This is a genomic window from Stenotrophomonas maltophilia group sp. Smal13 (genome assembly GCF_030236855.1).
Classification (GTDB): Bacteria; Pseudomonadota; Gammaproteobacteria; order Xanthomonadales; family Xanthomonadaceae; genus Stenotrophomonas; species Stenotrophomonas maltophilia_A.
Genome location: NZ_JASJSQ010000024.1, coordinates 1 through 23,297, shown reverse-complemented (window position 1 = coordinate 23,297; position 23,297 = coordinate 1). Strand labels below are relative to the sequence as shown.

The following is a 23,297-nucleotide window of genomic DNA, read 5'->3' as shown; positions in this document are numbered from 1 at the left end:
CATTGAGGGTAGCGAACGGAAATCAGCGGCTTCAACCTTCATCACATGGGTAGCCAGCGCACTATTGCGAAGTGTTGGGTTGCACCGTGTGAATGCGGGTGTGGAGGCGGCCTGAAGCCGGCTACCTGGAGCAATTAGGTGGCACTTGGAATAAGTGCAATGCTTTTTTCCGGGATTATCAACCCAATGGCGGCGGCCTACGCTTTGCCTGCCGAATCCAATCCCCTGGAGAACTGAAATGAGCACCCAACAGACCGTCAGTTTCAAGAACCGTAGCTGGGATGTCGCCGCCACCCTGCGCTTTCCGGAAGGCTTCGACCCTGCCAGCAAGTACGCTGCCATCGTCTGCGCGCACCCGATCAGCAGCTGCAAGGAGCAGACGTCGGGCGCCATCTACGGTGAGGCACTGACCGCCGCTGGTTTCATCACTCTCGCTTTTGACGCCTCCACCCAGGGCGCCAGCGGCGGTGAGCCCCGCTTCATGGAAGATCCCGCTACCCGAGTAGAGGACTTCCGCTGTGCCATGGATTACCTGATGACGCTGCCGTACATCGATGAAGACCGTGTTGGCGTGCTGGGCGTCTGCGGCGGCGGTGGCTATGCGGTGAGCGCGGCCACTACCGACCACCGTTTCAAGGCAGTCGGCACGGTGGTGGCTGCCAACTATGGCCGGCTGATGCGTGAAGGTGACATGTCGCCGGATGCTGCGTTGAAGACGTTGGAAGCGCTGGGCAAGCAGCGCACTGCCGAGGCACGGGGTGCTGAGCCGTTGATCGTGGGCTACATTCCCGGCTCTGAAGCGGAGCGCGAAGCCGCTGGAATCAACGACATCGACATCGTCGAGGCGGTGCGGTACTACTGCACGCCGCGTGGCCAGCAGCCGGGCTCGCCGAACAAGCTGCGCTTCACCAGCACCGGCGCCGCCCTGAGCTGGGATGCCTTTGCGTTCACCGAGCATCTGCTGACTCAGCCGCTGCACATCGTCATCGGCGGTGTGCCCGGTGGCTTCGGTTCGTATCGGGACGGCCTGGAGCTGTATGCAAGGGCGCGTTCGGCGCAGAAGAGCATCCAGATCGTGGCCGGCGCCAGCCACTACGAGCTGTATGACCAGCAAGCAGCCACCACCCAGGCGCTGCAGCAGCTGATTCCGTTCTACCGGACGCATCTTGGCGCTTGATGCAACAAGGCCAACCAGAGCAGCCTACGTCCCGCCGGCCCATTTCAGGCCGGCGGGACGTTTGCTTTACAGCTGGATCGGCACTGTAGCGGCGCCCTCGAACGCGGTATCGATACCGCGCTCACGCCACCTGGCCAGATCGGCCTGGCGGTTGGCCAGGGTGGTCTCCCAGATCGAATAGGCATCCGCACCCAGCATCAGCCGCACCGGCGGGTCATTGCTGGCTACAACGTCCAGCATGCGCTGTGCGGCCTTTGCCGGGTCACCCATCTGCTGCCCGGAGGATGATTCCAGGTAGGTTTCGAATGGCTCCACAACCGGCCGATAAGCATCGATGCGGTGTGCTGGCCGCATGTTGGCATCACCGGCGAACTCGGTGCGGAATGCGCCCGGTTCCACCAGAGTCACCCGGATGCCGAGCGGCTTTGCTTCGATCGCCAGTGCTTCGGTCCAGCCTTCGATGGCGAACTTCGCTGCACAGTAGGGGCCGGCCGCGTTCATTGCCACCAGCCCGGCAATGCTGCTGACAGTGAGAATGTGGCCAGCGCCCTGCTTCCGCATCTGCGGCAACACGGCGCGACTCATTTCGGCAGCAGCGAAGAAGTTCAGTTCCATCTGCTCGCGCAGCTGTTCCAGGCTGAATTCCTCGCAGGCGCCCACCACACCGCGGCCAGCCACATTGGCCAGCACATCGATGCGCCCGAAGCGTTCGATGGCCTCGGCCACGGCACGTGCACGGCCATCGGCATCGTTCACGTCAAGCGCCAGCGGCAGGACGTGGTCCTCATGGCCTGCGGCGATCGCGCGAAGGCGGCCCAGCCGCCGCGCGGTAAGGATGGCGCGGTCACCCCGGGCAATGACCGCTTCGGAAAGGGCCTTGCCCAGGCCGGATGACGCACCGGTGATGAACCAGACACGTGGTTGTTGTGTATTCATTGGAGAATCCTGCGGAATGTTGTGCAACACGCGATCAGATGATGGTCAATCCACCGTCGACCACCAGTTCGGCACCGATGACGTAGGACGCGTCATCGCTGGCAAGGAACAGCGCGGCCTTGGCGATTTCCTCCGAAGTGCCGACGCGGCCGATCGGAATGCCCTTGAGCAGGCTTTCCAGGAGTTGCGGATCCCCGGTGAAATGGGTGGCCATCGGCGTGTCGATCAGCCCCGGGTAGATGCCGTTGACGCGGATGCCGCGGCGGGCGAAATCGACGGCGGCGGCCTTGGTCAGATGACGGCTGCCGCCCTTGGAGGCGCTGTAGCCCGGCGGCACGTCGGGGAAGACGATGATGCCGGAGGCAGACGAGATGTTGATGATCGCGCCACTGTGCTGCAGTTCCATCTGCGGCGTGACCGCCTTGATGCCATGGAACTGGCTGGTCAGATTGACGTCGATGACGTGGCTGAAGTCCTCGGCCGTGGCGTTGTCCCAGCGGCCGTCGCGCGGCCCCGGCGTGCCGGCGTTGTTGACCAGGATATCGATGCGGCCATGGCGCTCGATTGTGGTGGCGGCCACCTCGGCCCATTGTTCGGGCCGGGTCACATCCAGGAACGCCGATGTTGCACGATGGCCCTGGGCGGTGAGGTCCTGCACCAGTGCGTCAAGGTTCTGTTTGCGGTCGGGGGTGCCGGTAGCAACAACGACGGCGCCTTCGCTGGCGAAGACCCGGGCGATGACCGCACCCATGCCGGTGCCGCTGCCGGCGCCGGTGATGATGGCGACTTTGTCCTGCAGGCGTTTCATGGGCAATTCCTGTGTCTGATCGGGAGCGGGGCGGTGATGTGCCGCCATGGAATGCACGATAGGCCCGGGGTTCTGTACGATCCATGCCGTGGCGTTCGCCTGACTTCTTCGAGCGTACGGAAATGAGCGCTGATCCGCTGTCCGATGTGTTGTCACTGCTGCAGCCAAGCAGCCAGTTCTTTGCCGGATTCGATGCCGCCGGCGACTGGGCATTCGATTTCCCGGCGCACGAAGGCATCAAGTTCACGGCAGTCATGGGGGGCGGCTGCTGGGGCCGCGTCGAGGGTGAGCCCGCACTGTTCCACTTCGAAGCCGGCGACTGCTTCCTGCTCAACAGCCGCTGCCGGTTCGTGCTCGCTTCGGATCCTGCAGTGGCCATCGCCAGCGGCGAGCCCATCATCGAAGCGGCGGCGCGGCAGGGCGTTGTCACTCACAACGGGGGAGGAGAGACCTTCCTCATCAGCGGCCGATTCGCGTTTCCCGGGCGGCATGCCGCCGTGCTGTTCGATGCGCTGCCACCCCTGATCCATGTGCCACGTGCTTCGGGACAAGCAGGCGTGCTGCGCTGGGCGCTGGATCAATGGGCCAATGAACTGCACGCGCCGCAGCCGGGCGCAGGGTTGATGTCCACCCATCTGGCCCATCTCATGCTGGTACAGGTGCTGCGCCTGCACCTGGCTACCCCGGGCCGGGTGCCGAAGGGCTGGTTCCTGGCCCTGACCGACAGCCACATCAGCCTGGCCCTCGGGGCGATGCACGCAGCTCCGGCCCAGTCTTGGACGCTGGAGTCACTGGCGCGTATCGCAGGGGTTTCGCGCACGGTGTTCGCGCAGCGCTTCAAGGCACTGGTCGGGCACACGGCAATGGACTATCTGTCACGTTGGCGGATGCTGCTTGCGGCGGACCGGCTGTCCCATGGCGCCGATGCCGTGTCCAGTATTGCCTTTGCCGTGGGCTACGAATCGGAGAGTGCGTTCAGTACTGCGTTCAAGCGCATCATGGGGCAGGCGCCCGCGCAGTATCGCAGGCAGGCCACCTCGCCCAGGTAAGCGGTGTCAGGTCGTGCGCCGGCGAGGCCTGGCCGGTGCACGCTGGGTGGCGGCACGTGTCGCACTCGTTGCGCTGCGCTTCCTGCTGTCTTCCAGGTTGTCACGCAACGCTTGCAGCAACAGTGTGAACACCGGCGAAGCCAAGCGCCGGTTCGGGTAGTAGAGGTGATACCCCTCGTAAGTCTTGCGCCACTCGGTCAGCGCCTCGACCAGCTCTCCTGACGCCAGCCAGTCCTGCACGTAATGCAGTGGCAGATAGGTAAGGCCGACGCCCTGCAAAGCTGCATCGCGCATGGCCGAAATACTGTTGACCACCACCTGGCCTTCGGACTTCACCCGGTGGTCGCGGCCGGCGCGAGTGAATGTCCAGGCATAGATCTCGCCATGGGTGGGCAGGCGCAGGTTCACGCACTGGTGCTCCACCAGCTGCTGCGGCTGTTGGGGTGCCGGGTGGCGGGCGAAGTAGGCCGGTGATGCCACCACCACCATCGGTATCGGCAGGCTGATCGGCACTGCGATCATGTCCTTGGCAACCAGGCCGCCGCGGCGCACGCCGGCATCGAAGCGGCCGCTGACGATGTCGGTCAACCCGTAGTCGGTGGTGATTTCCACACGGATGTCGGGGTAGTCCGGTACCAGCCGGGCGATGGCGGGCATCAGTACAGCGTGCACGGCATATTCGTCTGCGGTCAGGCGCAGGGTGCCGGCGGGCTTGTCGCGCAGTTCACCGATGCGGGCCAGCCCGGCTTCCAGTTCGTTCATGGCCGGGCCGATGAGTCCGAGCAGGCGCTCGCCGGCCTCGGTCAGGGCCACGCTGCGGGTGGTGCGAGCGAACAGGCGCAGCCCCAGGCGGGTTTCCAGCCCGCGGATGATCTGGCTGAGCGAAGACTGGGTGATGCCCAGCCGGATTGCGGCGCGGGTGAAGCTTGCCTCTTCGGCAACCATCAGAAAGGCCGAGAGATCCTTGAGGTGACTGCCTGCCATTGGGTGATCCTGCTTATAAGTCCATTACGATTTTTGCGGATTATCACCGCGCCATGCCAGCCCTATCGTAGCTGTCATTCCACACAACGTGGACAGCAACCTGTGAGGACGGCAATGAAAGCAGTGCAATTCCCCAATGGCAACATCACCATGGCCGGCCAGCTGCATGTGCCGGAGCACGCCGCACTGTCGGCCCGTCATCCGGCCATCGTGGTCGTTCACCCGGCCGGTGGCGTGAAGGAGCAGACCGCAACGGTGCATGCGGCCAGCCTGGTCAAGCAGGGCTTCGTGGTGTTGACCTTCGATGCCTCCTGCCAGGGCAACAGCACCGGCGCACCGCGCGGCAATGAGAACCCGTATGCGCGTGTGGCCGATATCAGCGCGGCGATTGACCTGCTGGTCACGCTGCCGATCGTCGACGCCGATCGGATCGGTGTGCTCGGTATCTGTGCCGGTGGCGGCTATGCGGCACACGCCACGATGAACGATCGCCGCATCCGCGCGGTGGGCACCATCAGTGCCGTCAATTACGGCCAGATGTTCCGCCAGGGTTGGGATGGCGATGCCGATCCCCGGAATTCAGTCGCGCTGCTTGACGCCGCAGCGCAGGCCCGCAGCCGTCAGGCCGAGGGCGGACAGCTCCAGTACCAGGATGCGCTGCCAGCCAACCGCGAAGCGGCCACACACCCGGACTTTGCCGAAGCCTTCGACTACTACCGCACACCGCGTGGCCAGCATCCGAACGCCACTGGGCTGTTCCCGCTGCAGAACCTGGCCGAACTGGTGGGCTACGACGCCTTCAACAACGCGGAACTGTTCCTCACCCAACCGTTGCTGGCGATCGCCGGCAGCGAGGCCGGCACCCGCTGGATGAGCGAAGAGCTGCACCAGCGCGCGGCCAGCACCGACAAGCACCTGCTGATCCTGGCCGGTGGTACCCACGTGGCGCTGTACGACCAGCCCGAATTCGTGGCGCGTACGGGCGCGGCACTGGGCGAGTTCTACCACCAGGCGCTGGTTGCGCGCTGAGCACGCCAGTACGGCGTTTCGTTGAATTACTCAAGGATCTGCAGATGAAAACCCAGGCCTACGCTGCGCTGTCGGCAACTACGCCAATGGTGCCGCACACCATCGAACGTCGTGAACTGCGTGACGACGATGTCGCTATCGAAATTCTCTACAGCGGCGTCTGCCATTCGGATCTGCACATGGTCCGCAACGACTGGGGCAGGGCGATCTACCCGGTCGTGCCTGGCCACGAGATCATCGGTCGTGTGGTGGCCACCGGCGCGTCCGCGCATCGCTTCAAGGCAGGTGATGCGGTGGCTGTCGGCACCTTCGTCGACAGCTGCGAGCACTGCGACCAGTGCCACAAGGGCGAAGAGCACATGTGCCGCGAGGTGCTGACCGAGACCTACAATGGCCTGGACCGCGTCACCGGCCAGCCGACCCTGGGGGGCTATGCGCGGCACATTGTGGTGAAGGAGGCCTTCGTGCTGCGCGTGCCCGAAGGATTGGACCTGTCTCGGGCCGCACCGCTGCTGTGTGCCGGCATCACCACGTATTCGCCGCTGCGCACCTGGAACGTTGGTCCCGGCAGCCGGGTGGCCGTGGTTGGCCTGGGCGGGCTGGGCCACATGGCGGTCAAGCTGGCGATCGGACTGGGCGCACACGTCACCGTCATCAGCCGCTCCCGCGCCAAGCAGGCCGACGCGCTTGCTCTGGGTGCAGAGGCACTCCTGCCGACCGACGATGCGCAGGCATTGGCGGCTGCGGCTTCCAGCTTCGACCTGATCGTCGATACCGTACCGACCAAGCACGACATCAACCCGTACATTCCGCTGCTGGATATCGACGGCACGCTGGTGGTCGTCGGGCAACTGGGCGATCTGCAGGAGCCGTTCACCGTGCCCATGATCATGGGCCGCCGCCGCGTAGCAGGCTCGATGATCGGCGGAATCCGCGAGACCCAGGAAATGCTGGATTTCTGTGCGCGACAACAGATCCTGCCGGACTGCGAGCTGATCCGCATGGACCAGATCAACGAGGCCTTTGATCGGCTTGAGCGTGCCGACGTGCGTTATCGCTTCGTCATCGACATGTCCACGTTGGCCTGAGGGCCCACGGTAGAGCGGACGAGGAGCACAGCATGCGCACGGCATTGATCATTGGTGGTTCGCTGGCGGGATTGTCAGCGGCCCTGGCATTGGCCAACGTCGGCGTGGCCTCCACCGTGCTCGAACGAACACCGGCGCGCGGGCGCGCCGGTGTGGCCATCCGCGCCGGCGGCACTGCCTTGCGGATGGCATTCACTGTACCGGCGAGCCAGCAGGTGGTGGATGCATTGGGCGGCGATGCCATCGAACAGGCCGTGCTGCCGCATGCGTGGTGGGACGTCTACAGTGCGCTCCGCCAGGCGGCCAGCGTCGAGCCCGGCATCACGCTGGTGGATGGCGAGGCGGTGGTTGCCGTTGGTGAGCGGGTTGACGCGGCATGGGCGCGTAGCACAGAAGGGCGGGAGTGGACGGCCGACCTGCTGATCGGGGCCGATGGGCATCGGAGCGTGGTTCGACGGTGCGTCGCCCCGGAGCAGCCCGAGGCCTCCTACGCAGGCTATCTGGCGTGGCTGGGGCAACTGGACGTGCCACCCCGGAACGCGCGTGCGCTGAGCGGTGTCGAGTTTCATTCGGCCGGCCACGATGTGCTGGCCATCTACCCGTTGCTGGAGGCTGCACACGCCATCCCGCGACGCGTGGGTTGGGCGTGGTTCGAAGCGCGCAGCACCCGGCTGTTGCAGACCCTCGGGGCGGTCTGCGAGGACCGGGTGCGGTTCACGCCGACGGCGGACGCAGTGCCCGCAGACGCGCGCATTGCGTTGGCCAATCGTGCGCGGGTGCAGTGGCCTGCACCGTGGGGCAAGGCACTTTCGCGGGCGATCCGGCAGGCGGGCGCGCTGCCGATGCCCATCTCCGAATACGTCCCCACGCAGGTCGCGCGCGGGCGCCTGGCCCTGGTGGGGGACGCTGCGCATGCGCAATCGCCGATGACCGGCGCGGGATTCGCTGAGTCCATGCTCGATGCCCTGCACGTGTCACGGGCGTTACGCCTGGAACCCGACGTGGTGGACGCCCTGGCGCTCTACCAGCAACGGCGCCTGCTCCACATGCGCGAGCAGGTGCTGCAGGGCCAGGTCTTCGGGCGCTCCTTCCGCGACGCCACTTCGCCGGGTGCGGCGCGCCAGCGCTGGGCCTGACTTCATTCCGAACCGAGACAGAAACATGTTCAGTCACGTAACCCTTGGCAGCAACGACCTTGTGCGGTCCCGTCGCTTCTACGACGCCGTAATGGGGGTACTGGGCGCCCGCCCGGCACTCAGCCTCAACTTCAATTCCGAGCGCATCCTCTACCAGCACGCAGGTAGCCTGCTGGTGCTGGCCACGCCGCTGAACGGCGAAGCTGCCTCGGCGGCCAATGGCGGCACCATCGGCCTGCTCATGGCCAGCCCGGCACAGGTGGATGCCTTCCATGCTGCGGCGCTGGCCAACGGTGGAACCTCGTGCGAGGAACCGCCCGGTGTGCGCGAGACTCCGGCGGGCTCGCTGTATCTGGCCTACCTGCGTGACCCGGACGGCAACAAGCTGTGCGCGTTCCATACGCTGGCCGATTCCGCTCCCACGCTTGACACTGCGGGGGCGTCGTCGTGATGAGCCCTCAGCGCCCCCTGAACTCCGGCTTCGACCGGACGAGTTCCGCAGCCGATGTGGTGCAGGGTATCGATCTGCGCGGCAAGCTGGCTATCATCACTGGCGGCCACGGTGGCCTCGGCCTGGAAACCACCCGGGCCCTGGCCAGCGCCGGCGCAGACGTGCTGGTACTTGCGCGCAACCCGACGGCGGCCCGGGCCACGCTGGCCGATGTTCCCGGGGTGGAGGTGGACATGCTTGATCTTGCAGACCAGGCCAGCGTGCGTGCCTGTGCCGAGCGCTTCGTCGCCAGCGGACGCAGGGCGGATATCGTGATCTGCAATGCCGCGGTCATGGCCAACGATGAATCGCGCGTGTGCAACGGTTGGGAATCGCAGTTCGGCACCAACCACCTGGGTCATTTTGCATTGGTCAATCTGCTGTGGCCGGCCATTGCGCGAGGTGCCCGCATCGTTTCGCTGTCCTCGATGGGACATCACTATTCGCCCATGCGCTGGACGGACCTGCAGTTCGAAACGGGGTACGACAAGTGGCTGGCCTATGGGCAGTCCAAGACCGCCATCGCGCTGTTCGCGCTGCACCTGGATGTGCTCGGTTGCACCGCTGGCGTGCGTTCCTACTCGGTCCATCCGGGCAAGATCCACACGGCGCTGCAGCGCCACATGGCACTGGAAGAAATGCAGGCATTGGGCTGGCTTGATGCAGAGGGCCGGTTGATCGACCCCAGTTTCAAGACGTCCGCTCAAGGTGCGGCGACCACGGTGTGGGCGGCCACATCGTCGCTGCTGGATGGCATCGGTGGGGTGTACTGCGAGGACTGCGACGTCGCATGGGAGGAAGACCTTCCCGTCCCGAGCGAAGGGGGTGTTCGCCCGTATGCGGTGGACGCCGCGCAGGCAGAACGCCTGTGGCGGCTGTCGGCCGAGCTGACCGGTATCAATGCTTTTGCTGGCGTGACGTCAGGCGCGGAGTGATGTCGCAGGCACGCGCTCCCTTGGCCGAACGGCTGCGCCCGGTATCGCTTGCCGGCGTTGTCGGGCAGTCCCATCTGCTGGCGGATGGACAGCCGCTGCAGCGGGCACTGGAAGCAGGCCTGCCACGTTCGATCATCCTGTGGGGGCCGCCGGGGTGTGGCAAGACCAGTATCGCGCAACTGCTACTGGGGGCATCGGGGCATCGCCACACATCGCTGCCTGCAGCGGTGATGACGCCCTCCGAACTGGGCCGGGCGCTGGCCGTGGCCAGCCACCAGGCAGGCCGCGGCCACCTGCTGTTCGTCGACGAGGTTCATCGTCTGGACCGTGCCACGCAGGATGTGCTGGTACGTCATCTGCAGGGCAACGACGCTCGCTTGCTTGCTGCCACCACCGAGAATCCGTCGTTCCAGTTGCGACCGTCACTGCTTCAGCGCTGCGACGTTCATGTACTGCAGCCGCTGCAGCCGATCCACATCATCGGACAACTGCGGCGTGCGCTGGTGGATGGGATGCAGGGGCTGGCCCACTGCGATCTGAAGATCGACGACGACGTTCTGGGCGCCATCGCCGTTCGCGCTGATGGAGATCTGCGCAGGGCGCTGAATGCTCTGGAGATCCTGGCGGATCTGGCGCCCGCGGATGGTCGGATCCCACATTCGTTGCTCGATGACGCGCTGCCCCGCCAGGTGCGCCGCTTCGACAAGCAGGGTGAATTGTTCTACGACCAGATATCCGCGGCGTTCAAGTCGGTGCGCAGCACGAATCCCGACGCGGCCCTGTACTGGATCTGCCGGATGCTGGATGGAGGCTGTGATCCGCGGTACCTGGCACGCAACCTGAGCAAGATGGCCATCGAGGACATCGGCCTGTCCGACCCGAGAGCGCAGACCAGGGCCTTGGAGGCCTGGAAGGTACTGGAGCGATTCGGCGACGAACTGGGCGCGGTCGCACTGGCCAACACGGCCCTGTACCTGGGGGCCACCCACAAATCCAACGCCACGGTGATGGCATGGCTGAACGCGCGCTCGCGCAGCGGGTCACCTGCGGACGCTGGCTGAGTGATCGCGGTCAGACACGCATGGCCTGAGCGTTGCTCGCGGCGCTTAATGACCTGAACACGACGCTTGCGGCCATGGCATGGAATCCAACGCCAGCCGCAGCTGTTTCAACCCGCGCACGATGTGCGCCTCAACAAGGTGAATGTGAGATGCAACTTGGTATCCAGAACAAGGTCGCCGTGGTTACCGGTGCGACCCAGGGCATCGGTTATGCCATCGCCAGCACGTTGCTGGCGGAGGGCGCTACGGTGGTTGTGAATGGCCGCAGGAGCGACCAGGTGGACCAGGCTGTTGCGCGGCTGAAGGCCGAGCACGGCGACGCAGCACCGGTGCAGGGCGTGGTTGCGGACCTGGCCAGCGCGGCAGGTTGCAACGTGCTGCTGGCACAGGTGCCGGCGTGCGACATCCTGGTCAACAATGCCGCTGTCTTCGAAACCGCAGACTTCTTCGAGATTGCCGATGACACGTGGGACACCTACTGGGCGGTGAACATCATGGCTGGCATGCGCCTTGCGCGTTCGTACCTGCCGGCCATGGCAGGCAAGGCCTGGGGCAGGGTGGTCTTCATCGGCTCGGAGTGCGGCATCAGCACGCCTCCCGACATGTTGCACTACGCAACCACCAAGACCGCACTGCTGGGTCTCTCGCGTGGCATGGCCAAGCGCATGGCCGGTACTGGCGTGACCGTCAACGCGGTGCTGCCGGGGCCGACCCTGAGCGAAGGTGTGGAGGCGATGTTGCAGGATGAGATCCGCCGGACCGGCAAGAGCATCGAGGAGCAGGGCGCGACGCTGGTGAAGGCCATGCGGCCTTCGTCGATCACCGAGCGCTTCCAGACTGCGCAGGAAGTGGCCAACCTGGTGGCCTACACATGCTCAAGCCTCGCATCCGGCACTACCGGCGCCGCGCTGCGTGCGGATGGTGGCGTGGCTGACACGCCATTCTGATGCACCTGGCTGCCGCCGTCAGTCCGCATCGATACTGGTGCGGACCTGGCGGCGATAGCGGCCAGGTGCGACGTCCATCACCCGGGTAAAGGCTGCGATGAAGGAGAACTCGGAGCTGTAGCCCACGTCTGCCGCGATGCGTGCCAGCGTCTGCTGGGTGCTGCGCAGGCGGGAGGCGGCCAACAGCATGCGCCAGTTGGTCAGGTACTCGATGGGCGAAACACCCATCAGCTGCTTGAAGCGGCCGGCGTAGACCGTGCGTGACATGGCCGCGATGCTGGCAAGATCGTCCAGACGCCAGGAACGGGCCGGCTCGCCGTGCATGGCGCGGATGCTGTCGGCGATACGTGGGTCGGTCATGGCCTGCATCCAGCCGGGCGGCAGGGCAGGGTGCTCGGAGGACAGGAACAGGCGGAGCATCTCCACCAGCATCAGATGGGCAAGGTGCTCGACCACCAGCGCAGCCCCCGGGCGTGGCTGTACCAGTTCTTCGGCAAGGCGGGCCAGCGCACGGCGCAGCAGGATGGCCTCGCTGTCGCCATGTGACACCTGCACGATACCGGGCAAGGGGTCGAGGACGCGCACCGCATCGGTATCGGCGAAGCGGAAGCTGCCGCTGACGATCAGGTGGTCGCCGCCACCGTGCAGCGTCCTGCGGCCAGTGGCTTCGAGGTCGAGCACCGAGGCGGCATCAACAGGGGCGAGTTGAGGGTCGCTGCACAGGACATACGAGCCGGCTTTGCTGAGCAGGAAGCAGTCACCTTCCTGCAGGCGCTGCGGCTGTTGGCCGCCATCTGCGGAGATCCAGCATTTCCCGCGCTCGACGGCACAGAACTTGATGCCCTGCCGGTTGGGAAAACGCAGTGACCATGGGCCCGCCACATCCAGCGCTGCGGTACGCGTATGGGTGGGGCGGAGCAGGGTTAGTACTTCAGACAGAGGATCCATGCACCAGAACGGCAACAGAAGGGCCGCACATAGCGTACCGCGCCAACCCCGTCTCCGGCGCGAAGCGGGCGGACGAATGCACATCAACCACGAACGGTGGCGAATGGTACAGCCCGTGTTCCGTTCCTAGAATTTCCGGCTGGACGTGCCGGTCGCCGGCCTGCGTCCCGGTCCATCTTTCCACCTCGGCGGCATGGTGCTTGCCGCCCTGCGCCTTCCGGGCCCTTCCTCGTGAACCCACTTCCAGAATCGCGGTGGCCGGCATGAATGCGGCGGCCACCCTGTTGTTCGCATTGAAGCTCTATGTGGCCTGCATGTTGGCGTTCGTCGCCTCCGTGCACCTCGGGCTGGAGCAGAATTACTGGGCCAGCGTGACCTGCGTCGCGTTGGCCAATCCAATCTCGGCCAATGTCCGCTCCAAAGCGCTGTACCGTCTACTGGGCACCCTCGGTGCCGGCGTGACTGCGCTGGCCATCGGCGGCCTGTTCGGCATTCTTTCCTTCCCAGTGGTGCTGGCCAGTGGTGTGGTTGCCACGCTGGGCTTCACCGTGGCGGCGGCCAACCGCACCCCACGGGCATATGCGCTGCAGTTGTTTGCCGTCACGTTGTGCCTGATCGCCGTGGGCAACGTGGAACACCCGGGGCGCCTGTTCGACATCGCGCTGCTGCGCGTCACCGAGATCTGCATCGGCATCGCCGCGATCACCCTGGTGGACGGCCTGGCGCCAACCGCGTTGGGCCCTTCGGTGAGAACCCGACTGCGCCGCTGGTTGCCAGAGGTCGGGCAGTGGCTGGATGACGCGGTCGCTGGCAACGTGGCCACGGACGTGGCTGCGCAGCATCGGCTCAAGGCCGTGGCCGACCTTTCGGCGCTCTCGTTGGTGGCCGAGCAGCTGCGTTTCGACAGCACGGTAAGCAATCGCCAGCACCGGCTGCTGTTTGCGCTGCAGCGGCGGCTGGCGCGTCTTGTGCCCTTGATCGGAGCGTTGGAAGCGACGACCGCGGGCAGCTCGCGCCTGCATGACCCGGCCTGGCGCGCGCGCATCGTGGCAACCCGCCAGCGCGACCTGGCGCGTGCACGGCAGGCATGGACCGATATCGAGGTGCTGGATGATGCCCTGGAGAAGGGTGACCCGCTGCCGCCGCATCTGGAGCGCAGCCTGGCCACGAGCCAGCCACTGCCGCTCGCGCCGGATCATCATCACGCACTCCGCATCGGCGGTGGCTGCGCCCTCGCGTATGCGCTGATCTGCCTGCTGTGGTGGGCCACCGGCTGGGCACAGGGGCCGAACATGCTGATCATGGGTACCGTGACGCTGGCCTTCTTCGGCATCTTCGATGGTGCCAACCTGGCCGCGATGAAGTTCGGTCGCTTCGCCGCGTTGTCGGTCGCGTTGTCGGTGGTACTGGGATACCTGCTTCTACCCATGGCCCAGAGCTTCTCTGGATTCGCACTTGCCTGTGCACTGGTGATCCTGCCATTGGCGGTGTGGAGCATCGAGGAGCCGCTGGCGATCCTGCTGCTGGCGCTGACACTCAGTAATGCAGGTCTGGCCAGTCACTACCAGCCCCAGGACTTCGGCACCTTCCTGGACATGGCCGCGGGAACCCTGATCGGCATCTTTATCGGCTTCTTCTGCCTGCTGCTGGTCAAGCGCATGGGCGCCGAAGCGGCCTCGAAGCGATTGCAGGAGGACGGGCGGCAGGACCTGGCGACGCTGGGCCGGACCGCGGGTCGCGACGTGGAGGACGCCTTCCTTGAGCGCGATCTCGATCGCATCGGGCAGCTTGGCGCCCGTGCCACAGGCGCGAATGCGGTGGCGGCAGCGCACCTGTTTCGGCAGCTTCGCCTGGGACACAGCCTGGTGCACCTGCAACGTGCCACCCACTATGTGGCAGGGATCGAACGCGACTTGCTGGATGCGCTGATGCGTCGACTCCACCGTGAACTGGCGGGCGCAGCGTCGCCCGGAATGCTGGGCGATCACCTCGACCGGGTGCTGCGACGCGACATCCTGCTGGGCAGCCCTGAAGGCGACGCACTGACCGATGCACTGGTTCACCTGCGCCTGGCCCTGGAGCCGGTGCCGGCGCAGAACGGAGAGGCAGCATGATCGGAGAGCTCGACCTGGCTGGACTGTTTGTCTCGCCGTTGCTGCCGTGCCTGCTGATCGGATTCGTGCTGCGCATTGCGTTGTCGCGCGTGCTGGATCGGATTGGCGCCTATCGGCTGCTCGGCAATCGCCCTCTGTTCGACCTGTCGCTGCTGGTGATGCTCGTCGGCGCGCTCATGGTTCTCTTTCCGCTTGTCTGGCGCACATCGTCATGAAGAATCTGCAACCCCTGCTGCTTGCCGTTGCCCGGCAGGCCCTTACCCTCATGTTCAGTGCCATTGCTGCGTTCGTGGCCTGGCACATCTACAGCTACTACATCAGTGCGCCACAGACCCGTGACGGCAAGATCCGCGCTGACGTGGTGGCATTGGCCACCGAGGTCTCCGGCCGCGTCTCTGAAGTACATGTGAGAGACAACCAGCAGGTGCAGCGTGGGCAGGTCCTGTTCGTGCTGGACCGTGACCGCCTGGCCAATGCCCTGGAACGGGCGGACGCCGCGGTGGCACTGGCTGCGGAGCGATCCCGCTCTGCGCGCCGTGAGGCGTCGCGCTACGGTGGATTGGTCGGCGTAGCATCCGACCAGGACATCGCTGCCCGCCGCACGCAGGCTGAAGAGGCGGCGGCCAGTCATCGCCAGGCCATCGCTGAGCGGGACCTGGCGCGCTTGAATCTTGAAAGCGCTACCGTGCGTTCGCCGGTGAACGGCACCATCAGCAATTTCTCGTTGCGCCCCGGCACCTACGCCAGTGCAGGCCAGCCGTTGGTGAGCATCGTCGACAGCGAGAGCTATCACGTCGCAGGCTACTTCGAGGAAACCAAATTGCCACGCATCCATCCAGGTGCACCGGTCCAGGTTCATGTGATGGGTGAGGCCGCCACGCTTCGTGGCCACGTGGTCGGCCTGGCACCGGGCATCGATGACCGTGAGCGTGTGACTGCAAATGGCACCCTGCTGGCGAACGTCAATCCGACGTTCACCTGGATCCGGCTGGCCCAACGCATTCCAGTGCGGGTCGAACTGGATGAAATCCCTGAAGGGATGGCGATGATCGCGGGGCGCACCGCCACGGTGACCCTGATCGAAGATGATTCGCAGGGGAGGGGCCCATGATGCGCGCCGTTCCCTGTGGGCATGTCGCCCGGTGGGTACTGCCGGTGTGCATCGTGCTGGCCATCAGCGCGTGCCGTACCGCAGGGCCGGACTACCGGCCTCCGAGACCGCCGGCTGCAGGCCTTGGGTTTGCATCGATCGAACCCGTACAGGGAGCGTCGGCGGCCGTCAGCAATGCTCCGTTACCAGAACGATGGTGGCGGCTGTACGACGACCCCGCGCTCGATGCCCTTGTGCAGCACGCCCTTGCCGCCAACACCGATCTGCGGATCTCACAGGCGCGGCTGGAGCAGGCCCGGGCTCAGGCGCGGGAGGTCCGCGCCGCAGCGGGTGTGGGTACTGCTGTCAGTGCCGGGGCAGGTGCCGGCCAGGCTTCCAGCCTCGGAATTGGACCCAGCGCAGGCGTGCATGCCAGTTTCGATGCTGGCATCAGCATCGACTACGATCTTGATCTGGCCGGGCGGGTAAAGCGGCTCCTCGAGGCGCAGGACGCGCAGACCGAGGCCGTCGCTGCGGCGCGGGACCTGGCCACCATCGGTATTGTCAGCGACGTGGTGCGTGCGTACACCGACAGTTGCGCCGCCGGCGCGAGCCAGCAGGTGGCGGCACGTTCCATCCAGCTGCAGGCCTCGGAGCTGGCATTGATCGAGCGTGCATGGAAGGCCGGGCAGCAGCCAGCCATCAATGTGACCCGCGCCAGGGGCTTGCTTGGGCAGCTGCAGGCGCAGATGCCGCCACTACAGGCCGGCCAGCAATCCGCACTGTCACGACTGGCGCTGTTGCTGGGACAGGCACCCTCGCAACTGGATGCGCAGTACCAGCACTGCACCTCGATTCCGACCATGGCCGGTGTGGTGCCAGCGGGCGAGGGCGCCGACCTGATCCGACGACGCCCGGACGTACGTGCGGCCGAGCGTCGACTGGCAGCGGCCACGGCACGGATTGGTGTGGAGACGGCGGGCCTGTATCCCAGTGTGCATCTTGGCTTGAGTGCGGGTGCCACATCGCGTCGACTGGACCATCTGTTCGACGATTCCGCACTGCGCTATTCGGTAGGCCCGCTGGTGTCATGGAGCTTTCCGAACCGCTCCGTGGCACGGGCGAGGATAGACGCTGCCGACGCGGCGTCACGGGCTGAACTGGCCGCCTTCGACGGTACGGTTCTCAAGGCGTTGTCGGAAACAGAGACTGCCGCGGCAGCCTATGCCAAGGCATTGGAAGAGAACGCCGTACTGGTGGATGTGCGCGCGGCGGCCCGACGGGCGCATGCGCAACAGCAGCAGATGCTGAAGGCAGGAACAGTATCGGCATTGGAAGCGCTGGATGTGGCGCGTAGCCTTGCGGCCGCCGAGCAGGCCGTCGCCACCTCCGATGCGACGGTCGCTCGAAGCCGCATCGCCCTGTTCCTGGCGCTGGGAGGAGGGTGGGAGTCGTAAGGAAGGGCCGCAATGCAATCGGGGCCACGGCTGGCCCCGATGCACCGTCTTCTCCTCAGGCAAGACGAACGCGCGGTTGAACGCAGCCGTTCAAGCGTTCGGCCATCCACAGCAGGGTCGCCTTGCGGAAGCCGTGCAGCGCATGCTGGTGGCGGCGATAGAGCAGCGCATGGCTGAGATGTGCGAATCGCCCCTTGATTGACGCGCCACGGAAGAATCCGAAGTCTCCCAGCGTGCCAAAGGCGTTGTAGTCGCTGATCGAAACGAGTGCACCGAAGTCACGGAACACGAATTCGGGAAGCGGCCGGCCCTCCAGCCAGGCCGGAAGGTGACGGGCCAGATGCTGTGCTTGCTGGGTGGCCACCTGCGCCGTGGGTGGCAGGGCGCAGGTGGCACCAGCCAAGGTCAGGCTTGCGGCATCCCCGAGCACGAAGACCGTGTCGTCCATTGTGGATTGCAGGTTGGGGCGCACCCGTACCTGATTTGCGTGATTGAGCTCCAGTCCATCCAGTCCCTCTGCAAACGTGATGCCTTTCACCCCAGCCGCCCAGACCATGAGGTCGGCTGGAACCAGGTTGCCATCGGCCTGACGGAAGCCTTCGGCCTCGGCGGCGATCACGGATGCCCCGGTCAGGACCTGGAAACCGATGTGGCGCAACTGGTGTGTGGCCGACGATGAGATCGCTGGGGTAAATGCCTGCAGGATGCGCGGGCCTCCCTCAAGCAGGGTCAGATCCAGGCGATCACGCAGGGTAGGGTCTGCATAGCTGGAAGCGAGTTCCAGCAACCGACTCAGTTCCGCAGCCAGCTCCACACCGGTGGCACCGCCCCCGACGATGGCCACACGTAGGCGCTCGTCCTGGGCCATGGCACGCATCACCCGGGTTCGAAGTGCATCGTTGAAGACTTCGGCCTGGGCCAGGCTGTCGATGAAGTGGCAGTGCTCGCGGACGCCGGGTGTGCCGAAATCATTTGCATGGCTGCCCATGGCGAGGATGAGCACGTCGTAGGGGATTCGATGCGCAGGTACCCGCAACTCTCCGTCGGGTGAGCGCAGGTCGCCGATAAGGACTTCCCGCGATTCCCGGTCCAGGCCGCGCATTTCCGCCGGCTGGTAAGTGAAGCCGTGCTCGCTGGCATGCGCAAGCAATACCACCTGTTGCTGCTGCAGGCTGCGCGTGCCCGCTGCCAGCGTGTGCAGCATGGGCTTCCAGATATGGGTTGGGCTCTTGTCCACCACAGTGATGGCAGCACGACCGCTGCGACCCAGCTGTTGGCCGAGCTGGGTCGCAAGCAGCAAGCCGCCGATGCCACCGCCGACGATGACGATTCTCTTCTGATCTGACATGGGGTGTGCCTGATGGCGCGAGGGCGAGGCCGTCCCGCGCCGGATGGGCTCAGACAATGACGTAGCCGCCATCGACAACGATCTCGGCACCGGTGACATAGGACGCTTCGTCACTGGCCAGGAACAGCACCACATTGGCAACTTCCTCTGCACGTCCGAAGCGACCGAGCGGGATGCGTGAGCGCATGCCATGGTTGGCGCCATCGTTGGCGATCAGGTCCTTGTTCTGTGGCGTATCGATGATGCCCGGGTGCACGGAGTTGACGCGGATATTGAAGCTGGCGAACTCGGCAGCAGCCCCCTTGGCAAGCAGGCGGTTGGCGCCCTTGGACGGGCAATAGCCAGGATGGATGCCGGTGATGGCCACGAGTCCACAGATGGACGACATGTTCACGATCGAGCCCTTGCCCGCGCGCTTCATGTGCGGACTGACCGCCTTCATGCCGAGGAAATGGCTGTTGAGGTTGAGCTGGATGATGGCGTTGAAGCCTTCCAGCGTGGCGTTGTCCCAGGTATCAAAAGGACCGGGAAGCCCTGCATTGTTGACCAGGACGTCGATGCGGCCGTGCGTTGCGATGACCTGGTCGACCACGTCGTTCCACTGGTCTTCGCGGGTGACATCCAGGGACAGGGCCGTGGCCGACAGGCCTTCAGCACTGAGCTCCGCTGCAATGGCCTGTGCCGCGTCGGCGCGGATGTCAGTGATGAAGACGTGGGCGCCCTCGCGCGCGAACAGGCGGGCATCGGCTGCCCCCATGCCGGCCCCTGCGCCGGTGATGATTGCTACTTTGTCCTTCAAACGTGCCATGTGAACGCCTCTGTGCTGTGGATCATGGGTTGAGAGGCCCATGCGCTACGGCTCACTGGCCGGCGCCGGGTTCTGCATCCATTGGGCGCTCTGGCAGCTCTCAATCCCATGTGCAGGCGTCCGCATTACCTGCGGGATTGTTCGTGCCTGGATTCTGCTAGTGTCCGCCTTGTCCATCACGCCACTCCGCGAGGAATCGCATGGAAATCCGGCCCGCCAGCGCGGACGACATCGACGCCATGTGGGCGATCTTCAAGGCCGCCATTGCGGCGGAGGATGCGCTTCCGTTCGCCGGCACCTTCGAGGCCGGGACCTTTCGGAGCCATTGGTTTGGAGTGCAGCCGGCCTTTGTGGCCGTTCTGGAAGGGCGCGTGGCCGGAATGTACAAGATGGGCGCCAACTATCCAGACCTGGGAGCGCACGTGGCCAGCGCTACCTATGTGGTCGATCCTCGGGTACAAGGTCGCGGCATTGGCCGGACGCTGGTGGAGCACAGTCTTGATCGAGCCAGATCGGAAGGCTTCCTGGCCATGCAGTTCAATTACGTGGTCAGTACCAATGCGCCAGCGGTTGAGCTGTACCGGAAGCTGGGCTTTGCCGTGGTCGGGACGCTACCGGCGGCGTTTCGGCATCGAACGCTGGGGTTGGTTGATGTATATGTGATGCACCGCTTTCTATAGGGCGACGTGGAGGAGGGGGCTCACAGTAAGCGGCCGCCGCTGGTGCCGCGCACGAAGGCGGCAGCCAATCGCAGTGCATCGTCGCTGCCACGATCGCCACGCAGGGCATTCGCCAGTCGGCCGGGCGTGACTCCTGTCCAGCGGACAAGGTCGCGCGTGGCATGGGCCTGGTCGCTGTAGCCATGGCGTGCGGCTGCAGCGGCAATGCTCGTGGCTTCCTCATCAAGTGTGTGCAGAATTGCCTGCAGACGGCACACACGGGCGTACTCCTTCGGAGTCATGCCCACCGCAGCCAGAAAGCGGGATTGCAGGCCGCGCAGGGACATGCCAAGCCGCCGCGCCAGTTCGGCGATGCGCAGGTCACCCTCCATCGCATCCAGATCTGCTACGGCCTGTTCAACACGCTCGTCCAGGATGAAGCTGGCGCAACGATCCCGCAGGGCCTGCCAGAGAGGCTCGGGCGTGTTGATGACCGCACTGGCGCGTGCGGCGGCACTGAAGGTCTCGGCAAAGGAGGCATCCAGCGTGTACAGGTCAGGGGCCTGGTCACGAAGGCCGGGTAAGCGGGCACCGGCGATCAAGGCGCTCGCGGCCGGCTGCAGGCGCACACCGATGCAGAACACCGCACCAGCGGCTTGCAGCCGGATAGGCCCGCACTGCTGTGCAGCGAAACAGAACGGTAGATCGGAACGGATACGGCCATCTGCGCCATGCAGCTGCAGCGGCACGCCCAGTTCGGCCAGCAGCTCGCACCGGCCATCGGGATAGATGACCTGCACGTCATTCCCGGGTGCATCGTCGCGCAGCCACCAGATGCACTGGACGTGATGGCGGAGATCGTCGGGGGCAGGGTGCTCGCAGTAGTCCATGCGGCATCGGACGCCATCCTGGCTGACCATGGTGCGAACTGGGTCGTGTTCGAGAACCCGCAGAATGACTTCCCGAAGCGAATCGAGTACCGGCGTGATGGCACTGCGCTGAAGGCGAGCATCACCGGTCCGGTAGATGATGGCAAGATCCTGCGGATTCCGTTTGACTATCGACGCTGTGGGGATTGAGTGGGAACGCTGGCCAAGAGTGAGGTCAGGGATCTGTGTTGCACGCTTGGAGTTTATCAATCCTATCTTGTTGATTCGTAAGGGCGGGGTCCTCGAGATGCACTAAGATGGCGCATGGATCACTGCTAGCAAGTTGGACATTGAGCAATGCTCTGCAATGAATTTGGTGCATTGCCAATGCAGTGCGCCAAATTTGAAGCAATGCCAATGTAACGCGACGCTATTCCTGGGCCGGAGCGGGCTCCTGCCCTCTGACGTAGTACACGGATGTCCAGCCAGTTCTGAGCTCTGCCTGCGGTTCAGGTTGGACATTGGTGCGAGCGCGTCGCTATGGTGTGGATGCGTGGCTTCGCACATTCTCAATTGAGATCGAGAGCCTTAAAGAGAGATGCTCGATCCACGTCGTTAGCTACTCGAGAGCGTCGCTACCTCGAATCGCCTCTCGGGGGAACGCCCCTCTGGCCTCGATCGCTTCCCTTGTGACTTCAACATCTGAAGCGAAGACAACCACCGCTAGGTCTTTCGTTGCGCGCTAGCAGCAGAAGTGGAGCAGTCTGCGGGTTCGATCAAGGACTGGTTCGCTCCCAGCAGCGATGTTCTCATCGTCAGTTCGCGACAACTGCGTGTATCCGAGATACTTCTCGTAAGAGTGCTGCAGACAGTTGGCTTCCTCGTCGTCAATCACAACCAGCACGCGCTCGAACTGAGCGCCTTTATCGCCATGATGAGTAAGAAAGGGAGACTCTTCCGCCAGGTATCGTCGGTAGTTCCACAGATTCTGTACTCGGCAGAATATGAGCGCCCGGACGTTCCGGTATCCGCCGCTTTCATCGCCCCCGCCTCATCGCCGAGATGGACATCGAGGCGATCCTCAAGTTAAATCAACTCACTGTCTCGTATGTGCCTTAGCGCCGGGAGAATCGTTGCCTGCGAACCTTCGGCAAGCAATTTCACGAGCGTTTGAACTGCAAGTTGCAATTCTCCAAGGACTTCGAAAGCGTTCTGCCCGCTCAAAGCGCGACCGTGGTCGCGCCGACATCGCCCCTTGCTGAGGTCGCAGAAGCCGCACTTAGCTCGCGCGCTCCGACAAGCTCGCCAGATAGACTCTGCGCTCCTGACCGAAGGCCCGGAGCTCGTTCTCCTTCACCTCGCGTGCGACACCGTCCAGGTCCGGGAAGACGAAGGACGGGGTGATCCCGAGGATGTGTAGTTCTTGGCGAATTCTGATCGCCGCATCATTAGGGATTAGGATCTTGGTGATTAGAGGCCGCGTGACTGTGTAGTAATCGAGTGGCTCCAAATTTGAACCGTGTAGTGAAAATAGGCCGGCCTGCGCGCGAATTCGTGGCGAGATTTGCGGCGCTAGAATGCAGAGTGGGGCGTACGTGCTCATCTCGCTTGCGCTACTCATAGGCCTCGTGTACGGATGCCAAGTTTCGTAATCCTGCGCCACATCCACAGGCGTGGTCACGTCCACATGCAGTTCTGCATTGATCCTTTCCGGGTTCATCAGAAACACGGCCGCAGAGTTTCTGTCAAATTCTTGGACGGAGTCATCTGGATCGCTCGAGACGGATTGACTTGGCGCTGCGCTCCGAACTCCATCGACTGCAAAATAGAGCGCAACCAGAGCGTTCGTGGTCCAGTCGAGTAGGCGGGTAGGGACCCCATGGTGCTGCATAAGGAACAGCCATTCGAAGTCATTGCGCGGTACGCTTGTTATAAATGGGAGCGCTCTCCGCTTAAAATCTTCAAGCATCCGCTCAGGATTTGGCCCGGTGTCTATGACGCCACTGGCTTGGAAGGTCTCGTTGCCTACCAGTGCCTGTCCTCGCGGTCCAATCAGGGGAATAGTTTCCCGCAAGACAGACGGCAATAGCCTGTGGGCTGCCTGAGACTGTCCTCGCATCCAGACGGGACCATCTTCGTTCTGAACTATAGCCCGCACCTGCTCGACGTAGGCAGATACGCTCTCAACCTTGATCAGAGTCGGGCCTTTTGCGACGCCTGAATTCCCTTCTTTCATACTATCTCCATTGTAAAAATAATTTGCCCCCATTGGCTTGAGGGCCTTTAGCCCACGGCCGCCGTACTCAACAGCCCTTGGACATTCAGCTTGATTCTATGCCCCTCCCGCAGCCCCATCAATCAGAA

At 64.3% G+C, this 23,297-nt stretch carries 22 protein-coding genes; 14 read left to right on the top strand and 8 right to left on the bottom strand.

Translation table 11 applies throughout. The annotated features are described in order from the left end of the window. Positions 1-238: 238 nt before the first annotated feature. Positions 239-1,177, top strand: a complete 939-nt coding sequence (locus QRO95_RS10485) for an alpha/beta hydrolase (protein ID WP_285302498.1) — start codon at positions 239-241, stop codon at positions 1,175-1,177. A gap of 66 nt (positions 1,178-1,243) precedes the next feature. Here the strand turns inward: QRO95_RS10485 and QRO95_RS10480 are convergent, their stop codons facing one another. After that, positions 1,244-2,113, bottom strand: coding sequence for an oxidoreductase (locus QRO95_RS10480; RefSeq protein WP_285302497.1), 870 nt, complete (start codon positions 2,111-2,113; stop codon positions 1,244-1,246). Positions 2,114-2,147: 34 nt separating this feature from the next. Further along, positions 2,148-2,921 (bottom strand): SDR family NAD(P)-dependent oxidoreductase, encoded by a 774-nt coding sequence (locus QRO95_RS10475; protein WP_285302496.1) that lies wholly within the window; start codon positions 2,919-2,921, stop codon positions 2,148-2,150. A 122-nt stretch (positions 2,922-3,043) separates the two neighbouring features. Between QRO95_RS10475 and QRO95_RS10470 the strand changes: the two genes are divergently transcribed. Further along, entirely contained in the window at positions 3,044-3,970 is a 927-nt protein-coding gene (locus QRO95_RS10470) for an AraC family transcriptional regulator (RefSeq protein ID WP_164079825.1), read from the top strand. Between the two features lie 6 nt (positions 3,971-3,976). Here the strand turns inward: QRO95_RS10470 and QRO95_RS10465 are convergent, their stop codons facing one another. Beyond that, the gene (locus QRO95_RS10465) at positions 3,977-4,954 is read right to left on the bottom strand and encodes a LysR family transcriptional regulator (protein ID WP_285302495.1); all 978 of its coding nucleotides are present in this window, start codon (positions 4,952-4,954) and stop codon (positions 3,977-3,979) included. Here QRO95_RS10465 and QRO95_RS10460 point away from each other — a divergent pair. From QRO95_RS10460 to QRO95_RS10430, 7 genes are all read left to right on the top strand, one after another. Further along, positions 4,940-5,983: an alpha/beta hydrolase gene (locus QRO95_RS10460; protein ID WP_343237327.1), complete on the top strand. Its 1,044-nt coding sequence runs from the start codon at positions 4,940-4,942 to the stop codon at positions 5,981-5,983. The two genes, QRO95_RS10465 and QRO95_RS10460, sit on opposite strands and share 15 nt — an antisense overlap. 44 nt (positions 5,984-6,027) lie before the next feature. Continuing rightward, positions 6,028-7,071 carry an NAD(P)-dependent alcohol dehydrogenase gene (locus QRO95_RS10455; RefSeq protein ID WP_071227395.1) on the top strand — a complete coding sequence of 348 codons (1,044 nt, stop codon included), beginning with the start codon at positions 6,028-6,030 and terminating at the stop codon, positions 7,069-7,071. 32 nt (positions 7,072-7,103) lie between these two features. Then, complete coding sequence (locus QRO95_RS10450; RefSeq protein ID WP_285302494.1) at positions 7,104-8,207, top strand: FAD-dependent monooxygenase; 1,104 nt, start codon at positions 7,104-7,106, stop codon at positions 8,205-8,207. Between the two features lie 25 nt (positions 8,208-8,232). After that, positions 8,233-8,658: a VOC family protein gene (locus tag QRO95_RS10445; protein WP_049399299.1), complete on the top strand. Its 426-nt coding sequence runs from the start codon at positions 8,233-8,235 to the stop codon at positions 8,656-8,658. Beyond that, positions 8,658-9,632 carry an SDR family NAD(P)-dependent oxidoreductase gene (locus QRO95_RS10440; protein WP_285302493.1) on the top strand — a complete coding sequence of 325 codons (975 nt, stop codon included), beginning with the start codon at positions 8,658-8,660 and terminating at the stop codon, positions 9,630-9,632. The genes QRO95_RS10445 and QRO95_RS10440 overlap by 1 nt, the downstream gene beginning before the upstream one ends. Next, a complete protein-coding gene (locus QRO95_RS10435) occupies positions 9,566-10,693 on the top strand; it encodes an AAA family ATPase (RefSeq protein WP_285302492.1) in 1,128 nt (375 codons plus the stop codon). Before QRO95_RS10440 ends, QRO95_RS10435 begins: the two co-directional genes overlap by 67 nt. A gap of 149 nt (positions 10,694-10,842) precedes the next feature. Further along, positions 10,843-11,640 (top strand): SDR family NAD(P)-dependent oxidoreductase, encoded by a 798-nt coding sequence (locus tag QRO95_RS10430; protein ID WP_285302491.1) that lies wholly within the window; start codon positions 10,843-10,845, stop codon positions 11,638-11,640. Between the two features lie 18 nt (positions 11,641-11,658). On the opposite strand, the gene QRO95_RS10425 is transcribed toward QRO95_RS10430, so the two are convergent. After that, complete coding sequence (locus QRO95_RS10425) at positions 11,659-12,588, bottom strand: AraC family transcriptional regulator (protein WP_285302490.1); 930 nt, start codon at positions 12,586-12,588, stop codon at positions 11,659-11,661. Positions 12,589-12,851: 263 nt separating this feature from the next. Between QRO95_RS10425 and QRO95_RS10420 the strand changes: the two genes are divergently transcribed. Genes QRO95_RS10420 through QRO95_RS10405 form a run of 4 tightly spaced genes read left to right on the top strand, consistent with a single transcriptional unit; the run spans position 12,852 to position 17,249 of the window. Beyond that, positions 12,852-14,702, top strand: coding sequence for an FUSC family protein (locus tag QRO95_RS10420; RefSeq protein ID WP_285302489.1), 1,851 nt, complete (start codon positions 12,852-12,854; stop codon positions 14,700-14,702). Then, positions 14,699-14,917, top strand: a complete 219-nt coding sequence (locus tag QRO95_RS10415) for a DUF1656 domain-containing protein (RefSeq protein ID WP_097049098.1) — start codon at positions 14,699-14,701, stop codon at positions 14,915-14,917. Before QRO95_RS10420 ends, QRO95_RS10415 begins: the two co-directional genes overlap by 4 nt. Then, on the top strand, positions 14,914-15,813 hold the full coding sequence (locus QRO95_RS10410; protein WP_285302488.1) for an HlyD family secretion protein: 900 nt from the start codon (positions 14,914-14,916) through the stop codon (positions 15,811-15,813). Before QRO95_RS10415 ends, QRO95_RS10410 begins: the two co-directional genes overlap by 4 nt. Continuing rightward, positions 15,810-17,249 (top strand): efflux transporter outer membrane subunit, encoded by a 1,440-nt coding sequence (locus QRO95_RS10405; RefSeq protein ID WP_343237326.1) that lies wholly within the window; start codon positions 15,810-15,812, stop codon positions 17,247-17,249. Before QRO95_RS10410 ends, QRO95_RS10405 begins: the two co-directional genes overlap by 4 nt. A gap of 55 nt (positions 17,250-17,304) precedes the next feature. On the opposite strand, the gene QRO95_RS10400 is transcribed toward QRO95_RS10405, so the two are convergent. After that, positions 17,305-18,654: an NAD(P)/FAD-dependent oxidoreductase gene (locus tag QRO95_RS10400; RefSeq protein ID WP_285302487.1), complete on the bottom strand. Its 1,350-nt coding sequence runs from the start codon at positions 18,652-18,654 to the stop codon at positions 17,305-17,307. Further along, on the bottom strand, positions 18,647-19,405 hold the full coding sequence (locus tag QRO95_RS10395; RefSeq protein WP_164079818.1) for an SDR family NAD(P)-dependent oxidoreductase: 759 nt from the start codon (positions 19,403-19,405) through the stop codon (positions 18,647-18,649). The genes QRO95_RS10400 and QRO95_RS10395 overlap by 8 nt, the downstream gene beginning before the upstream one ends. A gap of 200 nt (positions 19,406-19,605) precedes the next feature. Here QRO95_RS10395 and QRO95_RS10390 point away from each other — a divergent pair, with 200 nt between their 5' ends. Further along, positions 19,606-20,085 carry a GNAT family N-acetyltransferase gene (locus QRO95_RS10390; RefSeq protein ID WP_285302486.1) on the top strand — a complete coding sequence of 160 codons (480 nt, stop codon included), beginning with the start codon at positions 19,606-19,608 and terminating at the stop codon, positions 20,083-20,085. Between the two features lie 20 nt (positions 20,086-20,105). Here QRO95_RS10390 and QRO95_RS10385 read toward each other — a convergent pair whose 3' ends face one another. Next, positions 20,106-21,203 (bottom strand): AraC family transcriptional regulator, encoded by a 1,098-nt coding sequence (locus tag QRO95_RS10385; protein WP_285302485.1) that lies wholly within the window; start codon positions 21,201-21,203, stop codon positions 20,106-20,108. Between the two features lie 1,009 nt (positions 21,204-22,212). Further along, positions 22,213-23,169: an FRG domain-containing protein gene (locus QRO95_RS10380; protein WP_164171444.1), complete on the bottom strand. Its 957-nt coding sequence runs from the start codon at positions 23,167-23,169 to the stop codon at positions 22,213-22,215. Positions 23,170-23,297: the final 128 nt, after the last annotated feature.

Excerpts from the sequence above, each read along its gene's own strand:
- QRO95_RS10450 (WP_285302494.1), top strand. The coding sequence starts at position 7,104 with ATGCGCACGGCATTGATCATTGGTGGTTCGCTGGCGGGATTGTCAGCG.
- QRO95_RS10480 (WP_285302497.1), bottom strand. The coding sequence starts at position 2,113 with ATGAATACACAACAACCACGTGTCTGGTTCATCACCGGTGCGTCATCC.
- QRO95_RS10485 (WP_285302498.1), top strand. The coding sequence starts at position 239 with ATGAGCACCCAACAGACCGTCAGTTTCAAGAACCGTAGCTGGGATGTC.
- QRO95_RS10425 (WP_285302490.1), bottom strand. The coding sequence starts at position 12,588 with ATGGATCCTCTGTCTGAAGTACTAACCCTGCTCCGCCCCACCCATACG.
- QRO95_RS10475 (WP_285302496.1), bottom strand. The coding sequence starts at position 2,921 with ATGAAACGCCTGCAGGACAAAGTCGCCATCATCACCGGCGCCGGCAGC.
- QRO95_RS10445 (WP_049399299.1), top strand. The coding sequence starts at position 8,233 with ATGTTCAGTCACGTAACCCTTGGCAGCAACGACCTTGTGCGGTCCCGT.
- QRO95_RS10470 (WP_164079825.1), top strand. The coding sequence starts at position 3,044 with ATGAGCGCTGATCCGCTGTCCGATGTGTTGTCACTGCTGCAGCCAAGC.
- QRO95_RS10390 (WP_285302486.1), top strand. The coding sequence starts at position 19,606 with ATGGAAATCCGGCCCGCCAGCGCGGACGACATCGACGCCATGTGGGCG.
- QRO95_RS10415 (WP_097049098.1), top strand. The coding sequence starts at position 14,699 with ATGATCGGAGAGCTCGACCTGGCTGGACTGTTTGTCTCGCCGTTGCTG.
- QRO95_RS10405 (WP_343237326.1), top strand. The coding sequence starts at position 15,810 with ATGATGCGCGCCGTTCCCTGTGGGCATGTCGCCCGGTGGGTACTGCCG.
- QRO95_RS10410 (WP_285302488.1), top strand. The coding sequence starts at position 14,914 with ATGAAGAATCTGCAACCCCTGCTGCTTGCCGTTGCCCGGCAGGCCCTT.
- QRO95_RS10380 (WP_164171444.1), bottom strand. The coding sequence starts at position 23,169 with ATGAAAGAAGGGAATTCAGGCGTCGCAAAAGGCCCGACTCTGATCAAG.
- QRO95_RS10395 (WP_164079818.1), bottom strand. The coding sequence starts at position 19,405 with ATGGCACGTTTGAAGGACAAAGTAGCAATCATCACCGGCGCAGGGGCC.
- QRO95_RS10420 (WP_285302489.1), top strand. The coding sequence starts at position 12,852 with ATGAATGCGGCGGCCACCCTGTTGTTCGCATTGAAGCTCTATGTGGCC.
- QRO95_RS10440 (WP_285302493.1), top strand. The coding sequence starts at position 8,658 with ATGAGCCCTCAGCGCCCCCTGAACTCCGGCTTCGACCGGACGAGTTCC.
- QRO95_RS10465 (WP_285302495.1), bottom strand. The coding sequence starts at position 4,954 with ATGGCAGGCAGTCACCTCAAGGATCTCTCGGCCTTTCTGATGGTTGCC.
- QRO95_RS10455 (WP_071227395.1), top strand. The coding sequence starts at position 6,028 with ATGAAAACCCAGGCCTACGCTGCGCTGTCGGCAACTACGCCAATGGTG.
- QRO95_RS10430 (WP_285302491.1), top strand. The coding sequence starts at position 10,843 with ATGCAACTTGGTATCCAGAACAAGGTCGCCGTGGTTACCGGTGCGACC.